Origin of the sequence: Pseudomonas sp. SG-MS2 (genome assembly GCF_009933855.1) — a bacterium.
GTDB classification, from domain to species: domain Bacteria; phylum Pseudomonadota; class Gammaproteobacteria; order Pseudomonadales; family Pseudomonadaceae; genus Aquipseudomonas; species Aquipseudomonas putida_E.
Genome location: NZ_MOMO01000080.1, coordinates 1 through 14,803, shown reverse-complemented (window position 1 = coordinate 14,803; position 14,803 = coordinate 1). Strand labels below are relative to the sequence as shown.

The window sequence follows — 14,803 nt, the reverse complement described above, 5'->3', positions numbered from 1 at the left end:
TAAAGAGCGTTTGGTTAAGAGCTTTTCGTCTCAACCGAGGCGCGCATTCTACGCTTTCCTCATTTGCTGTCAAGCGTTTGTTTTGAAGTTTTTTTGAATCTGCTTTCTTTCAAAAGCCTTGAACTTCAACAACTTACCGCCTGCCTCGTCGCGTTCAACGCTGCGAGGAGGCGAATAATACGCGGTTTGAAATTTGAGTCAACACCTTGATCTAAAAAAACTTCAAGATGCATTTTGCAGCCGCCCGGCAACTAAATGCATGAACCATCGCTCTGTAGATAAACACTCCGTGGAGGGCAATGGCATGAGCGATGCGCAGAGCGAGAAGACCCCTGGCCTGTCGGCTGATGAAGAGAAGGAAGTCAGCCATAACCAACCCCCGAGGGCGGCGGTTCTGCACGAGATCATTCGCTACCAGGGCGACCAGGAACTGGAGCGCACCCTCGCGGCGCTGTGGTGGTCGGCCCTGGCAGCAGGCCTGACCATGGGCCTTTCATTCATGGCCATGGGGCTGTTCTACGCTCGCCTGCCGGAGGGTGAGAGTGCCCAGGTTGTCGCCAGCATTGGCTACAGCGCAGGCTTTCTTGCGGTGATCCTGGCGCGTCAGCAACTGTTTACTGAAAACACCATCACAGCGGTGCTGCCGATCATGACAACGCCGACCTTCGCCAACCTCGGGCGCCTTTTGCGGCTGTGGGGCGTAGTGCTGGTCGGCAACCTGGCAGGCACCTTGCTGGTCGCCTGGGTCATGCTCGAACTACCCATTTTCGACAGCAAGACGGATGTCGCCTTCCTCGAGATCGGCCGCAAGGTGATGGAGAACGATATCAGCCAGATGTTCGCCAAGGGCATCGTATCGGGCTGGATGATAGCGACCATGGTGTGGATGATCCCGTCCATGGAGCACGCCAAGATCTGGATCATCCTGATGATCACCTACCTGATGGCCCTGGGCGACTTCACTCACATCGTCGTAGGCTCGGTCGAGGTGTCCTATCTGGTCTGGGCCGGAGACGAAACCTGGCGCAGCTTCTGGCTTGAGTTTGCCCTGCCGACCCTGGCCGGGAACATCATTGGTGGCAGCTTCATTTTCGCCCTGATCAGCCACGCCCAGGTGCGCAGCGACAGCGGCAAGCCACCTTCGCAGCTATTAAAGGATGAAAAAAAGTCTTCATTCGGCAAGCAGGACAATAAGCAATGACCTTCAGCGCACCGCCGCAGCAGGTTCAGGCCCGCCAATGGAATCCGCCATGAGCATCATGAGTGGCAAGCCCCCTGGCACAAAAAAACACGCACCCCCCATAGGGGCCGCATCAACCGTGAATTGGCTTGCAAGGTCATTTTTCGTCAATGGCAGACTGTTGAACACTATTGACGTGAGTTGTGCGATAAACGGCGACTCAGCAGAAGAACGACCACCATCATGGACAACCGCAGCGGCAAGGGACTTTCTTTCGTCAGGCGTATCTACCTGCCGCGCATGATCGGCCTGGGCATTGGCCTGTTCAGCGTCGCCGCAGCGGTCGCGCCACTTTCGCCCCCCACCTGGGCATGGTTGCTGCTGCTCTTCAACGGCTTGCTCTGGCCCCATGTGGCCTACCAGTGGGCACGGCGGTCGATTGCACCGTACCAGGCGGAACAGCGCAACCTGCTGCTGGATTCACTGATGGGTGGTTTCTGGACCGCAGCCATGCATTTCAACCCCCTGCCCTGCGTCACTGTGCTCTCGATGATGACCATGAACAATGTGGCCGCTGGCGGCAAACGCTTGGTCATGCGAGGGCTAGTGGCGCAACTGGTCGGCATGCTGCTGGCCAGCGCACTGCTGGGCACAGGGCTGCAGCTCAACGCCACACCACTGCAGATCTTTGCCTGCCTGCCAATGCTGACACTCTATCCACTGGCCCTGGGCTGGGTGTGCTACCGCCTGGCGATCAAGCTTGCCGAACACAAGCGCCGCCTTCGCGACCTGAGCCTGACTGACAGCCTGACCGGGCTGCTCAATCACGGCGCCTGGAAGGACCTGCTCCTGCTGCGCTTCCAGACTTGCCAGAACTTGCAAATGCCATCAGTGATTGCCCTGATCGATATCGACCATTTCAAGACCATCAATGACACGTTCGGCCACGTGATCGGCGATTGCGTGCTGCGACAGATGAGCGACGAGCTCAGACGCAACCTGCGGGCGGGCGACCTGGCAGGGCGTTATGGTGGCGACGAATTCTGCGTGATTCTGCCCGATACCAGTGAGAGTGAGGCCAGGCAGGCCATGGAGCGTCTGCGCGAGCGCATCGTTTGCTACCGTGACCCGCAACTGCCGCATTTGAAAGTCAGCCTTAGTATCGGCATGTCAGCCTTCCGGGCAGACCTCCAATCCCCCGAACACTGGCTGGAACAGGCAGACAAGGCACTCTACTGCGCCAAGCGACGCGGTCGCGACCAGGTCAATTTCGACCATGATGAGGCCACGGCGCTTCAGCCGGCATCCCTGGCAGAATATCCTCGCTGACCGCCGTTGCGCTGTCAGCAACGCAACGAGCGCTGCGCCAGAATTTCCGGCAGGTCACTGCGCCGCAGATACTGGCGTAACGGTTCGGCAATGTTCAGCCGGTCGTCCACACGCTGCTCCAGCAACAGCGCCAGGCGTTGCCGACACAGCGCCATGCGCGCGCCCTGCTCCGGCCGCCAGACGAACTCACTGCACGGGATGATGCTCTCGTCAGCCACGTCCATACCGAACGCGTCTTCGGAAAAACGCACGATATGAACGCCGCGCTTGCCATGAAAGCCGACAAAGCCCTTGAGCTGGTCGGCAGCACTGCAGATGTCCTGGGATGTGATGGCCATGTCGAAACCTCGCAAATGATTGGAAGTGACGCACGCCAGGCGGGCAACGGTCGCCTCTACTGGGCGACGCGCCAGCCCAGCCTAGCTTAATCGCCGGCCGTTTCGCCAAGGTTTTTCGCCATTGGCCCGAGCCCCCCGCTAGACTGATGCCCTACCCTTTTCCGTCGCCAATTTTGGGACCGTTCATGACCAACGCCATCAGCGCCGATATTGCCACCATCGGCCGCATCAGCGCCGTGCCCGCCATCCTTCAGGTCATCTGCGAAACCACCGGCATGCGCTTCGCCGCCGTGGCACGGGTTACCGAGTGCAACTGGACTGCCTGCGCCGTACTCGACAACCTGGGGTTTGGCCTTGAAGTGGGCGGCGAGCTTGAGGTGGCAACTACGCTGTGCCACGAGATTCGCAGCTCTCACCAGACCATCGTGATCGACAAAGCCAGCGAAGATGAGCGCTACTGCCGGCACCAGACGCCGCAGCGTTATGGCTTTGAAAGCTACATATCCGTGCCGGTGTTCCGAACAGATGGCCGCTTCTTCGGCACCATCTGTGCCCTGGACCCGAATCCGGCCTCGCTCAAAGGCCAATCAATCCAGCCCATGATGGAGTCGTTCGCCCGCTTGCTGGCCATCCAGATCGAGAGTGAGGAGAGCGTCCAGCACACCGAGCGCGCCCTGCGCGAGGAACGGGCGATGGCTGAAGTGCGCGAACAGTTCATCGCAGTGCTTGGCCATGATCTGCGCAATCCTCTGTTTGCCATCACCGCAGGCGCCGAACTGTTGACTCAGCGCCTGGACGACGACAAGAACCGCGCGATCGCCCGCCACATTCATACTTGCGGGCAGCGGGCCTCACAGCTTGTGCGCGATGTGCTGGATTTTGCCCGAGGCCGACTTGGCAGCGGCATCCCATTGAACCTGCAGCCCTGCCCGGACCTGACCGAAGGCCTCATGCATGTCGCTGCAGAACTGCAGCACGCACACCCACAGCGGCAGATCGTGCTTCAGATCGGTGATATCGGCGGCCTGTACTGTGACCGCGAACGGGTGACCCAGCTACTCTCCAACCTGATCGCCAACGCGCTGACCCATGGTGCGCCTGACGGGCCGGTGACGGTCAGGGCGGCGATTGCCGATGAGGAGTTCGTGCTTAGTGTGCACAACAGCGGGGCCCCCATAGCCCCACAAACCCTGAACCAATTGTTCCAGCCATTCAGGCCGCTGTCTGCGGCGCCAAGACAGGGGCTTGGGCTGGGCCTTTATATCGCCAATCAGATTGCCCTGGCCCACGGCGGACGCATGGAGGTCATCTCCGATGAGCAACGAGGCACGCTATTCAGCTTTCACTTGCCGGCCGTTCCCCTGAGGCAAGTGCCGGGGCCGTCGACGATCGGGCTGTAACGCATCGCCCTGATCACTCGGGCGAATCCTCGTGCACCTGCACGCTGGCCGTCATCCCCGCGCTGAGGTTCATGCCTTCGGGAATGTCGTCCAGCCGGATGCGCACAGGTATTCGCTGGGCCAGCCTTACCCAGTTGAAGGTTGGCTCAACCTCCGGCAACAACTGGCTGTCAGGGTTACTGTTACTGTCGGTGATACCCCGGCTGATGCTTTCCACATGCCCCTGCATGGCCTCTCCTGCCCCCATCAGCCAGACCTTCACCGAATCGCCCACGCGTATGCGTGGCAATTTGGTTTCCTCGAAGTAGGCCTGGATAAAAAAGGTCGAGTCATCCACCAGGGCCATTACCGACTGGCCGGCATTCACATAGTTGCCCTGAGCCAGGCGCAAGTTGGTGATGTGCCCACTGCGGGGGGCTCGTACTTCACTGCGCGCAAGGTTGATTTTCGCCACCTGTAACTGAGCTTGCGCCTCATGCAACTCACCGCGGGCAATGGCGGCATTGATTTGCGCGTTTTCGCGCAGCTCAGCACTGATCGCCCCGGGCCCCAATGCCGTGCGCCGCGCAGCTTCGCGCTCGCGCAGGTGCAACTGCTGGGCACGCGTTTCTGCCACGGCGCTGGCCTGATCGAACGCGGCCTGGAAGCGCTCCCGATCTATGCTCATCAACAGGTCGCCAGCCTTGACCCGCTGGTTGTCCTGCACCTTGAGCTCACGCACCCAGCCGGACACGTCGGGCGCGATGACCACTACGTCGGCCCGCACCCGTGCATCACGTGTCCATGGGGTGAGCATGTAGTACTGCCAGAGTTTATAGCCGGCCAGAACGGCGATGGCGACCACGCAGAGGGTCACCAGGGTACGGACGACAGCACGCATCGAATCACTCCTTACAAAGGCCCCAGCAGGCGGACTACCAGGTACAGCACACAAACGAACAGCGCTGCGTCGAACAGCGCTTCATGCCAGATCCAGCGCCCCAACGGCGTGGCGTGCACGACAAGGCGCAACAAACCGGTAAGCACCAGAGCCATCAGCACATAGATCAGAAAAGGGCTGAGCAGCACGCCGCCCAATGCCCACTCACGCAACCCCATGGGCTTCCTCCTGCCAGCGGCACCATTTGCCCCAGCTTTTCTGCAACTGCAATACCGCCCCTTCGGCCAGGCGTAACGGGTCACTCGACGGCAGGCGTTGCAGCGCCGCGATGAATCGCTCGCTGGCGGCATCCAGGCGCTGCCCTCGTCCGGCTGCCGGCCCGCTGGCCAGGACTGTTTCCAGTTGCTGCAGATATTCACGTTCGGCATCACCCAACGGCGCCTGGGCGACTGCCAGGCACATGCGCAAATGCAGCAGTTCGTCGCCGATGTCCAGGCCATGAAGGCCATCGTCCCAACGCTTGCGTTCGGCCTCGGGCAGCTCGCCGGCGTGCCGTGCCAATTGCATCAGACGGTCGGCCATGCGCCCGCCAAACCAGCTGTCGGCACCACGCAGGTCGCGCCGGGCCAGGCGCACCAGGTCGCTTTGGGTCGCCGCGCGCAGGCGCCGGCCAAGCCAGGCCGGGTGGCGGAACACCAGCAGGCGAAACGCCATGACCGCCGCACCTACACCCACCAGCATGGCCAGCGCACTGTTGAGCATGCTCGCCACACCGAACTGCATGGCATTGAGCGGCGACACCAGTACGATGAAGTGCAGGCAATAAGAAGTCGCCGTGGCCCCGGTGCGCGGGTGAGCCATACCCAGAGCCCCAAAGAACAGAGGTACGCCCATGCCCAGGCAAAGCATTGCAAAACTGCTCCACTGCGGCAGGATGATCTGCCCCACCAGCAATGCCGTCGGGATCGCCAGCAGGATGCCACGCAAGAAGCTCAGGCCGATCTGCGCACCATTTTCACGGCTGGCGAATAGGCTGCAGACCACACACGTCAACACCAGGCCACCGGGCGCAGAGGGCCAGGCGGTGGCAAGCCAGAAACCACTCATCACCAGAAATGCCAGCGCACTGCGTGAACCGAACAGCAACGCCAGCGACCAGTCGCGGTGGGCTGCCAGCCCCTGCGCCACATCCTTCGGCGCTTTGCCCACTTCGACATCATCGAGTGCCTGGGTGGCAGCCATGGCGTAGTCCAGTAGCAGGGTCATGCGGGCCAGGCAAAAATGCTCGGCAGAGCTGATCTGCTCGTCATGCGCGGCGTCCCAGATGCGCTGACGCAACAACAACAGGCTCGGCTGATCGGGCTTGGCCAACAGGGCGCGCACTTCTTCCAGCCATGGGCCAAGACGCAGGGTTTGCTGTTCATCCAGTTGCCGCCACTGGCGACGCACCGAGCGTGAGATCCGCAGCAGCACCATCAGTTTCTGGCTCAGGCCACGAATGGCCCTTGCCCGCTGGCGCCCACGCGGGCCTTCGAACCAGGCATGTTCGCGCTGGGTATCGATGGCAACGATACGCCCCAGGATCTCCAGCAGGCCTTCGCGCGCTTGGTCTTCACCGCCAAGCATGGCACTGGCCGTCTGGAAACCGCTGCGCCAGGCCTGGCGCGCCTGCCCGCCAAGTTGCTGCTCCACGCGCATCGGCCAAAGCAACGCGCTGGTGGCCGTTGCACAGAAGATCCCCAGGCAGATCTCGGTACAGCGCGCCACCGCCTGATCGAACACTTGCAGGGGCTTGTCGATCGCGGGCAAGGCAATGATCGCTGCGGTGTAGCCGGCCAGCACAAAGGCATAAGCCCAGGCGCTTCGCAGTTGGGTCGAAGCCGCGGTACACAGGGCCAGCCACAACGCCAGTGTGATGAGAAAAAGCCATGGCGTCTGCGCGAACAGGCCGATGAACAGCACTGACATGAAGGTGCCGACCAAGGTCCCGGCCAAGCGAGCAAGGCCCTTCTGTATCACCATGCCCGACAGGGGTTGGGCCACGATGAACGCGGTCATCAGCGCCCAGGCCGGCTGCTCCAGCCCCCAGCGCATGGCCAGCCACAGGGCAAGGCCGCCGCCAAGCAGGGTTTTGATGGCGAATTTGATGGCGAGGCTGCTGGGTGCGAACAGGGCCTGGAAGGTGATGGGCACGAAACGGACCTTGCGGGGGATGATCTGGTAAACGATAGACAATGAAGGGAAGGATAATGCTGAAACAAATAATTAGCTAGCTAATCATCTTTAGGCGCTGTCATATCAACCGATCAAGGCAAAAAAAAATGGGCGACCGAAGTCGCCCTAAATGCCTTGCGTGCCCGTGAACCTGGAAGGTCAGCGCGGCTTGCGCTTGTTCGAGTCCTTCCAGATGAAAATGCCAAGACCGGCAAAGAACGCGAACATCAACCCGACCGTTACCACACCAGCGATAACCACATTGTCGAAGAACATGTTGGCCTCCCGATTCGTTTGCCGTTGTCCGATGGATGCAAGGTAACGAATACGGGGGACGGGGAAATTGATCGAGGTCAATAGTGCCCGGAGCCGGGCACGCGAGGCGGATGCAGGGTTGACCTGCGTCAAGTTTCAGCGCTTCTTGGGCTTGTTCTTGGGCTTCTTTTTCTTCGACTTGCCCAGCGGCATGGCTTGCTCGAACGCCTGACGCACTTCGTTCAGGCGCTTTTCCTTGAGGTCGTGCACGCGCTTGGCACGTTCGGCATCGAAGTCGATGAGGTTGTCTTGGCTCATGGGCGGGCTCGAGAATCAACAGAGACTTGCATGATGCCGCCAGGCGTTGGCCATGACCAGCCCTGCGGCACAGGGCGCCTAGACTTCGATATCGACCAGCAGGCCCTGGCGCGGCTGTTCGCCCATGAGCGGGGCCACCGGTACGGTGTTGTCGCCGTTGACTTCTTCACCCGGCAAGGCACTGTAGCGCTCGTCGCCACCCTGTTTATTACGCCGCTGCTGCCGGCGCTGCTCCTCACGCAGCAGCAAGACCTGCTCCTGCGGGTCGCGTTGCTGCTTGAGGTCAATGGCGCTCTCCCCTGAGGCAGGCTGCGTGGGGACCACGGGCTTGATGTCCGGGGTCGGCTTGACCGGGTCCTGTTGCGAGGTCACTGGGGCGGCACTGAGCGGAATGATCGGCGGCAGCATGAGAATTCTCCTGTGCCCAGTGTATCGGCCGGTTGTCAGCCGCCTTGAGGGTCGGCGAATAGGGTAATGCGGCCGAAACCGGCCACGTCATGCCAGTATAGACAGCTGCTATGGAGCTTCGTTGTCAGGGTCGTCATCACTTGGCGGGCTGGCCTCGCTCCAGGGGCGCTTGAAGACCTGCTGCCAGACGGCGTTCATGTGCTCGCGCAGCACTAGCGCCGCGTTCTTCAGCGAGGCACTGTCCTCGCGCTCACCGCCGATCGGGTCTTCGCCTGCCGGGGTGATCAGCGACTGCCCAGTGATGGTGTAACTGGCCTGGCCCTCACGCATCTCGATGGCAATGTCATGCGGGTCGATGCCGCCGCCACAGAACGAATGGCTGGCCACCGTCACCTCGGCGATGCCGTCCTTGTTCAGGTCACCCACATCGCTGACATCGTTGTAGAAGTCGACATCGAGGTCCAGGCCAGGGCAGGTGGTTTCCTGCTCGATCTGCCAGCGCGGCTTGAACCCGTCGCCCTCGGTGGCTCGCCCGTACAGCGTGGCCTTGAGCTCTACCTTGTCCACTTCCTGCTCGGACTCGGCATCGACCGCTTGGCCATCGCTGCGGCTGAGCACCAGCAGGCCTTCACCGTCACGGTCACGGAAATGCACGCTCTTGATCGGCGTCTGCACACCCAGCACCTCGAGCTGCTCCACCGGGATCGCCGGCAGGCTCTCGAAGTTTTTCTGCTCGCAAGCGGCCAGCAGCGCGAGGCTGCCCACGGCCAGAGAGGCGTTCAACCAGCGGTGCTTGAGCGGCATGGCGTGCGTAGCCCTCATCGGCAAGACGGTATTCTGCGATGAAACAGCTAGACTCTTGGACTTCAACTCTATGGTCCGCCGGGCCTATCCGTTAACATAGCCGGCTTTTCATCGCGGGAGTTCAGGCAGTATGGCGCAGCAGTATCAACCGGGGCAACGCTGGATCAGTGACAGCGAAGCGGAGCTCGGCCTGGGGACCATCCTGGCCCAGGATGGCCGCTTGCTGACCGTGCTCTACCCGGCCACTGGCGACACCCGCCAGTATTCCCTGCGCAATGCGCCGCTGACCCGCGTGCGCTTCTCGCCAGGTGACCAGATCACCCACTTCGAAGGCTGGAAGCTGACGGTACGCGAAGTCGAGGACATCGACGGGCTGATGGTCTACCACGGCCTCGACGGCCAGAACCAGCCGCGCACCCTGCCGGAAACCCAGCTGTCGAACTTCATCCAGTTCCGCCTGGCCAGCGACCGTCTGTTCGCCGGTCAGATCGACCCGCTGTCCTGGTTCAGCCTGCGCTACAACACGCTGCAGCACACCAGCAAGCAGGTCCAGTCGTCGCTGTGGGGCCTGGGAGGCTGCCGCGCGCAGCCGATCGCCCACCAGTTGCACATCGCCCGCGAAGTGGCGGACCGCAGCGCACCTCGCGTACTGCTGGCCGACGAAGTGGGCCTGGGCAAAACCATCGAAGCCGGCCTGGTGATCCACCGCCAGTTGCTGACCGGGCGTGCCAACCGCGTGCTGATCCTGGTACCGGAAAACCTCCAGCACCAATGGCTGGTGGAAATGCGTCGGCGCTTCAACCTGCAGGTGGCACTGTTCGACGCCGAACGTTTCATTGAAAGCGACGCCAGCAACCCGTTCGAGGACGCCCAGTTGGCACTGGTCGCCCTGGAGTGGCTGGTCGAGGACGAAAAGGCCCAGGACGCGCTGTTCGCCGCAGGCTGGGACCTGATGGTGGTCGATGAAGCCCACCACCTGGTATGGCACGAAGACAAGGCCAGCACCGAATACAGCCTGGTCGAGCAACTGGCCCAGGTCATCCCGGGCGTACTGTTGCTCACCGCCACCCCCGAGCAGCTTGGTCAGGACAGTCACTTCGCCCGCCTGCGCCTGCTCGACCCCAATCGCTTCCATGACCTGGCAGCCTTCCGTGCCGAAAGCGAGCACTATCGCCCGGTGGCTGAAGCCGTACAGGAACTGCTCGACGAAGGCCGCCTGTCACCCAAGGCCCACGCCACCATCCAGGGTTTCCTGGGTGCCGAGGGCGAAGCCCTGCTGGCTGCAGTCAGCGATGGCGACAGCCAGGCCAGCGCCCGCCTGATCCGCGAGCTGCTCGACCGCCATGGCACTGGCCGCGTCCTGTTCCGCAACACCCGTGCGGCCATCCAGGGTTTCCCGGAGCGCGAACTGCACCCTTACCCGCTGCCAATGCCGGAACAGTACCGCGACCTGCCAGCCGGCGAGCACGCCGAGCTGTACCCGGAAGTCGCGTTCCAGGCACAAGGTGAAGTCAGCGACGACGAGCGCTGGTGGCGTTTCGACCCTCGCGTCGACTGGCTGATCGACACCCTGAAGATGCTCAAGCGCACCAAGGTCCTGGTGATCTGCGCCCACGCCGAAACCGCCATGGACCTGGAAGACGCGCTGCGCGTGCGCTCCGGCATTCCTGCCTCGGTGTTCCATGAAGGCATGAGCATCCTTGAGCGCGACCGCGCCGCAGCCTATTTCGCCGACGAAGAGTTCGGCGCCCAGGTGCTGATCTGCTCCGAGATCGGCAGCGAAGGGCGCAACTTCCAGTTCGCCCACCACCTGGTGATGTTCGACCTGCCGGCCCACCCGGACCTGCTCGAGCAGCGCATCGGCCGCCTTGACCGGATCGGTCAGAAGCACGTCATTCAGTTGCACATCCCCTACCTGCAGGAAGGCCCGCAAGAGCGCCTGTTCCAGTGGTACCACGAAGCACTCAACGCCTTCCTCAACACCTGCCCGACCGGCAACGCCCTGCAGCACCAGTTCGGCCCGCGCCTGCTGCCGATGCTCGAAGGCGGGGACAGCAAGGCCTGGGATGCCCTGGTAGCCGAAGCCAAAGGTGAGCGTGAACGCCTGGAAGCAGAACTGCACAGCGGCCGCGACCGCCTGCTGGAGCTCAACTCCGGCGGTGCCGGCGAAGGCCAGGCGCTGGTCGAGGACATCCTTGAGCAGGACGACCAGTTCGCTCTGCCGATCTACATGGAAACCCTGTTCGACGCCTTTGGCATCGACAGCGAAGACCACTCGGAAAACGCCCTCATCCTCAAGCCGAGCGAGAAGATGCTCGACGCCAGCTTCCCGCTGGGCGATGACGAAGGCGTCACCATCACCTACGACCGTGGCCAGGCGCTGTCGCGCGAAGACATGCAGTTCCTCACCTGGGAACACCCGATGGTGCAGGGCGGCATGGACCTGGTACTGTCCGGTTCGATGGGCAACACCGCCGTCGCGCTGATCAAGAACAAGGCGCTCAAGCCTGGCACCGTGCTGCTTGAACTGCTGTTCGTCAGCGAGGTGGTGGCGCCGCGCAGCCTGCAACTGGGCCGCTACCTGCCGCCTGCGGCGCTGCGCTGCCTGCTCGATGCCAACGGCAACGACCTGGCCTCGCGCGTGGCCTTCGAAACGCTCAACGAGCAGCTCGAAAGCGTGCCTCGGGCCAGCGCCAACAAGTTCGTACAGGCCCAGCGTGACGTGCTGGCCAAGCGCATCAGTGGCGGTGAAGCCAAGATCATGCCGACCCACGTCGAGCGTGTGGCAGAGGCGCAACGCCGCTTGGCCGCCGAAGCCGACGAAGAACTGGCGCGCCTGACCGCTCTGAAAGCCGTCAACCCAAGCGTACGCGACAGCGAAATCGACGCCCTGCGCAAGCAGCGCGAAGATGGCCTGGCAATGCTCGAAAAGGCCGCACTGCGCCTGGAGGCGATCCGCGTGCTGGTGGCTGGCTAAGACTGGATTGCAGCCATTGGGGAGGTGCCCATGCACCTCCTCTCTCCTTTATACCCGCGCGTTATCACCCTAATAACCAAATCGTTGCAATCAAAGAGCCATTACCCCGGAAGGTTTAAACACCCGTTCCTATACTCCTTTCTGGATAGTCTCCTTGGGGGTTGATTGGAGACCAGTGCGAACTCGACCATGGGGCAAGCAATGGAATGGCTGGGACTGCAACTGTTCTCCGATGTGCCGGCTAGCGGTAGCATCGTCATCGACTGCCGTCATGAACCACTACTGATACTGATCGCCTTCGCTGTGGCCAGCGCGGCCTGCTTTGCCACCCTGGACATGGCCGAGCGCCAATCCCACAGCGAGCAACCGGCTGCCCAGAGGCAATGGCGCATGCTGGGTGCCTGCTGCCTGGCCGGAGGGATCTGGGCGATGCATTTCATCAGCATGCTGGCGTTCAGGGCACCGCTGGAAATGCACTACGACGCCTCACTGAGCGGCCTTTCGCTGCTGATTGCACTGGGTGTGGCCTGGATGGCGATGACCAGCCTCGATCGCGAGCGCATGGGGCCGCAGCATTACCTGCAAAGCGCCATGCTGATCGGCCTGGGTATCATCCTCATGCATTTTGTCGGCATGGCGGCGTTGCAGACCGGGGCCAAGCAGTACTACCAGACCGAACTGTTGCTGGCCAGCACGGCCATCGCACTGCTGACCAGCCTGGCCGCACTGCTGATGGCCCGCTACTTCCGCAACGGCAGCGGCACTGTGCATCAAGCCCTGAAATATGGCGCGAGCCTGCTCATGGCCGGCGGCATCGTTGCCACCCATTTCACCGCAATGGCCGCGATGACGCTGGTCATTCCTGCCGACACCGCACTGCGCTTGCCCTCCGCCGACAACAGCCTGCAACTGGGCCTGACCGTGGCCTTCATTACCCTGCTGATCAGCGCAAGCAGTATCAGCGCTGCCCTGGCCGACAAAAAGCTGCAGAGCAAGGAACACGACCTGCGCAGGGTGAACATGCTGCTCAGCCAACTGGACCAGGCCCGCGCTTCTTTGCAGCAAGCCGCTCACTACGATGCACTGACCAGCCTGGTCAACCGTCGAGGCTTCAACCAGGTGTTCGCCGAACGCCTGGCCGAACAGAACCCCGAAGTGCACCGCCTGGCGGTGATGTTCCTCGATATCGACCATTTCAAACGGATCAACGACAGCCTCGGCCATGACGCCGGTGACCAACTGCTCAAGGTGATCGCCAGCCATATCAAAGCGGCCACACGCAGCCACGACCTGGTGGCACGCTTCGGCGGCGACGAATTCTGCGTGGTTACCAGCCTCAATGGGCCTGACGAAGCTCGCCATCTGGCGCAGCGCATCATGCAGCGCATGAAGGACCCCATCGACCTGGGCGGGCGGCGCATGGTCATGACCACCAGCATCGGCGTCAGTATTTACCCCGACGACGGCCTCACCGCTGAAGAGCTGCTCAAGCACGCCGACCTTGCCCTGTATCAATCCAAGGGCAGCGGGCGCAACAGCCTGCATTTTTTCAACAGCAGCCTGAAAAACCGCGCCACCCTTGAACTGCAACTGGAAGAAGAACTGCGCATCGCCTTGCTTGAAGAACGTGGGCTGCGCGTGCATTACCAGCCCATCTATGACTTGGGTAGCGGCCAGGTAGCCAAGCTTGAAGCCCTGGTACGCTGGCAGCATCCGCAGCATGGGCTGCTGAGCCCGGACCGGTTCATCGGCATTGCCGAAGCCAACGGCCTGATCGTCGACCTGGACCTGTGGGTGTTGCGCCACGCCTGTGATGACCTGGCGCAGTTGCATCGCCACGGCTTCGCCGACCTCAAGCTCACGGTCAACTGCTCAGCGGTGACGCTGGGCCATGACGGGTTGCCCAAAGAAGTGGAAATGGCACTGTTCCAAGCGGGCCTGGCACCTCGACACCTGGAACTTGAGGTCACCGAGAATGCCCTGATGGGTGACATCCAGCGCACGCTCAGCCTGCTCAAGCGAATTCGTGGCCAAGGTGTCAGCCTTTCGATCGATGACTTCGGCACAGGGTACTCGTCACTGGCTTACCTCAAGCGCCTGCCTCTGGACGTCCTCAAGATCGACCGTAGCTTTCTTCAGGACGTGCCTGCCAGCCTGAAGGACCGTGAAATCGTCCAGGCGATCATCGCAATGGCCCATACCCTGCATCTTCAGGTGGTCAGCGAGGGTGTAGAAACTGTCGAGCAGCATGAGTTTCTGGCCGCCAACGGCTGCGACTACCTGCAGGGCTACCTGCTCAGCCGGCCGGTACCGCTGGCGGACCTGCGGCCGATCCTGGAACGGCTCGACCGCCAGGAAGAAGCCTTCAGCGCTTGTTGCGATACAGCTCTACCAGGGTCGCCGGATCTTTTTGCAGATAACCCTGGCTACCGTGCAGGCGCATCAATTGCGCGGCGAGGCCACTGAGCGGGGTCGCCGTGCCCTGTTCGCGGGAGAACTTGACCGCACCGTCGAGGTCCTTGAGCAGCGTGCGCACATGCCATTTCACCGGTTCGAAACGGCTTTCGGCCATCTGCGGTGCCAGGATCTGCAGCGGCCTGGAGTCGGCAAAACCACCGGCCAGGGCTTGGGCGATGAGCGTTGCGTCCACACCTGACTGCTCGGCCAACGCCACGACTTCAGCAACCACCAAGGCATTGC

General features: G+C 62.0%; 14 protein-coding genes. 5 read left to right on the top strand and 9 right to left on the bottom strand.

Features of this window, described 5'->3' with window-relative positions; translation table 11 throughout:
- The first annotated feature begins 304 nt into the window (after positions 1-304).
- Positions 305-1,201: a formate/nitrite transporter family protein gene (locus tag BLX42_RS06565; RefSeq protein WP_012313088.1), complete on the top strand. Its 897-nt coding sequence runs from the start codon at positions 305-307 to the stop codon at positions 1,199-1,201.
- 222 nt (positions 1,202-1,423) lie between these two features.
- Positions 1,424-2,509, top strand: a complete 1,086-nt coding sequence (locus tag BLX42_RS06560; protein WP_161871417.1) for a diguanylate cyclase — start codon at positions 1,424-1,426, stop codon at positions 2,507-2,509.
- 14 nt (positions 2,510-2,523) lie between these two features.
- On the opposite strand, the gene BLX42_RS06555 is transcribed toward BLX42_RS06560, so the two are convergent.
- Complete coding sequence (locus tag BLX42_RS06555; RefSeq protein WP_046787717.1) at positions 2,524-2,847, bottom strand: DUF2025 family protein; 324 nt, start codon at positions 2,845-2,847, stop codon at positions 2,524-2,526.
- 185 nt (positions 2,848-3,032) lie between these two features.
- Between BLX42_RS06555 and BLX42_RS06550 the strand changes: the two genes are divergently transcribed.
- The gene (locus BLX42_RS06550) at positions 3,033-4,247 is read left to right on the top strand and encodes a GAF domain-containing sensor histidine kinase (protein WP_161871416.1); all 1,215 of its coding nucleotides are present in this window, start codon (positions 3,033-3,035) and stop codon (positions 4,245-4,247) included.
- Positions 4,248-4,260: 13 nt separating this feature from the next.
- Here the strand turns inward: BLX42_RS06550 and BLX42_RS06545 are convergent, their stop codons facing one another.
- The 7 genes from BLX42_RS06545 to BLX42_RS06525 form a co-directional block, all read right to left on the bottom strand.
- Positions 4,261-5,127 carry an HlyD family secretion protein gene (locus tag BLX42_RS06545; RefSeq protein WP_161871415.1) on the bottom strand — a complete coding sequence of 289 codons (867 nt, stop codon included), beginning with the start codon at positions 5,125-5,127 and terminating at the stop codon, positions 4,261-4,263.
- A gap of 11 nt (positions 5,128-5,138) precedes the next feature.
- Positions 5,139-5,345 carry a DUF1656 domain-containing protein gene (locus BLX42_RS06540; RefSeq protein ID WP_119688376.1) on the bottom strand — a complete coding sequence of 69 codons (207 nt, stop codon included), beginning with the start codon at positions 5,343-5,345 and terminating at the stop codon, positions 5,139-5,141.
- Positions 5,332-7,320 (bottom strand): FUSC family protein, encoded by a 1,989-nt coding sequence (locus BLX42_RS06535; protein ID WP_161871414.1) that lies wholly within the window; start codon positions 7,318-7,320, stop codon positions 5,332-5,334. Before BLX42_RS06535 ends, BLX42_RS06540 begins: the two co-directional genes overlap by 14 nt.
- 180 nt (positions 7,321-7,500) lie before the next feature.
- Positions 7,501-7,617 (bottom strand): cytochrome c oxidase subunit CcoM, encoded by a 117-nt coding sequence (ccoM, locus tag BLX42_RS27080; RefSeq protein WP_008097462.1) that lies wholly within the window; start codon positions 7,615-7,617, stop codon positions 7,501-7,503.
- 135 nt (positions 7,618-7,752) lie between these two features.
- The gene (locus BLX42_RS26520; protein WP_168216549.1) at positions 7,753-7,914 is read right to left on the bottom strand and encodes a hypothetical protein; all 162 of its coding nucleotides are present in this window, start codon (positions 7,912-7,914) and stop codon (positions 7,753-7,755) included.
- Positions 7,915-7,992: 78 nt separating this feature from the next.
- Positions 7,993-8,322, bottom strand: a complete 330-nt coding sequence (locus BLX42_RS06530) for a hypothetical protein (RefSeq protein WP_046787722.1) — start codon at positions 8,320-8,322, stop codon at positions 7,993-7,995.
- A 108-nt stretch (positions 8,323-8,430) separates the two neighbouring features.
- Entirely contained in the window at positions 8,431-9,126 is a 696-nt protein-coding gene (locus BLX42_RS06525) for a M949_RS01915 family surface polysaccharide biosynthesis protein (RefSeq protein WP_161871418.1), read from the bottom strand.
- Positions 9,127-9,256: 130 nt separating this feature from the next.
- Here BLX42_RS06525 and rapA point away from each other — a divergent pair, with 130 nt between their 5' ends.
- Positions 9,257-12,103, top strand: coding sequence for an RNA polymerase-associated protein RapA (rapA, locus tag BLX42_RS06520; protein WP_012313078.1), 2,847 nt, complete (start codon positions 9,257-9,259; stop codon positions 12,101-12,103).
- Positions 12,104-12,304: 201 nt separating this feature from the next.
- A complete protein-coding gene (locus tag BLX42_RS06515; RefSeq protein ID WP_119688372.1) occupies positions 12,305-14,569 on the top strand; it encodes a bifunctional diguanylate cyclase/phosphodiesterase in 2,265 nt (754 codons plus the stop codon).
- Here BLX42_RS06515 and BLX42_RS06510 read toward each other — a convergent pair.
- A partial coding sequence (locus BLX42_RS06510; RefSeq protein WP_161871413.1) for an NAD-binding protein occupies positions 14,469-14,803 on the bottom strand: 335 nt, incomplete at its 5' end. The genes BLX42_RS06515 and BLX42_RS06510 overlap by 101 nt on opposite strands.

Excerpts from the sequence above, each read along its gene's own strand:
- BLX42_RS06565 (WP_012313088.1), top strand. The coding sequence starts at position 305 with ATGAGCGATGCGCAGAGCGAGAAGACCCCTGGCCTGTCGGCTGATGAA.
- BLX42_RS06560 (WP_161871417.1), top strand. The coding sequence starts at position 1,424 with ATGGACAACCGCAGCGGCAAGGGACTTTCTTTCGTCAGGCGTATCTAC.
- BLX42_RS06555 (WP_046787717.1), bottom strand. The coding sequence starts at position 2,847 with ATGGCCATCACATCCCAGGACATCTGCAGTGCTGCCGACCAGCTCAAG.
- BLX42_RS06550 (WP_161871416.1), top strand. The coding sequence starts at position 3,033 with ATGACCAACGCCATCAGCGCCGATATTGCCACCATCGGCCGCATCAGC.
- BLX42_RS06545 (WP_161871415.1), bottom strand. The coding sequence starts at position 5,127 with ATGCGTGCTGTCGTCCGTACCCTGGTGACCCTCTGCGTGGTCGCCATC.
- BLX42_RS06540 (WP_119688376.1), bottom strand. The coding sequence starts at position 5,345 with ATGGGGTTGCGTGAGTGGGCATTGGGCGGCGTGCTGCTCAGCCCTTTT.
- ccoM (WP_008097462.1), bottom strand. The coding sequence starts at position 7,617 with ATGTTCTTCGACAATGTGGTTATCGCTGGTGTGGTAACGGTCGGGTTG.
- BLX42_RS26520 (WP_168216549.1), bottom strand. The coding sequence starts at position 7,914 with ATGAGCCAAGACAACCTCATCGACTTCGATGCCGAACGTGCCAAGCGC.
- BLX42_RS06530 (WP_046787722.1), bottom strand. The coding sequence starts at position 8,322 with ATGCTGCCGCCGATCATTCCGCTCAGTGCCGCCCCAGTGACCTCGCAA.
- BLX42_RS06525 (WP_161871418.1), bottom strand. The coding sequence starts at position 9,126 with ATGCCGCTCAAGCACCGCTGGTTGAACGCCTCTCTGGCCGTGGGCAGC.
- rapA (WP_012313078.1), top strand. The coding sequence starts at position 9,257 with ATGGCGCAGCAGTATCAACCGGGGCAACGCTGGATCAGTGACAGCGAA.
- BLX42_RS06515 (WP_119688372.1), top strand. The coding sequence starts at position 12,305 with ATGGAATGGCTGGGACTGCAACTGTTCTCCGATGTGCCGGCTAGCGGT.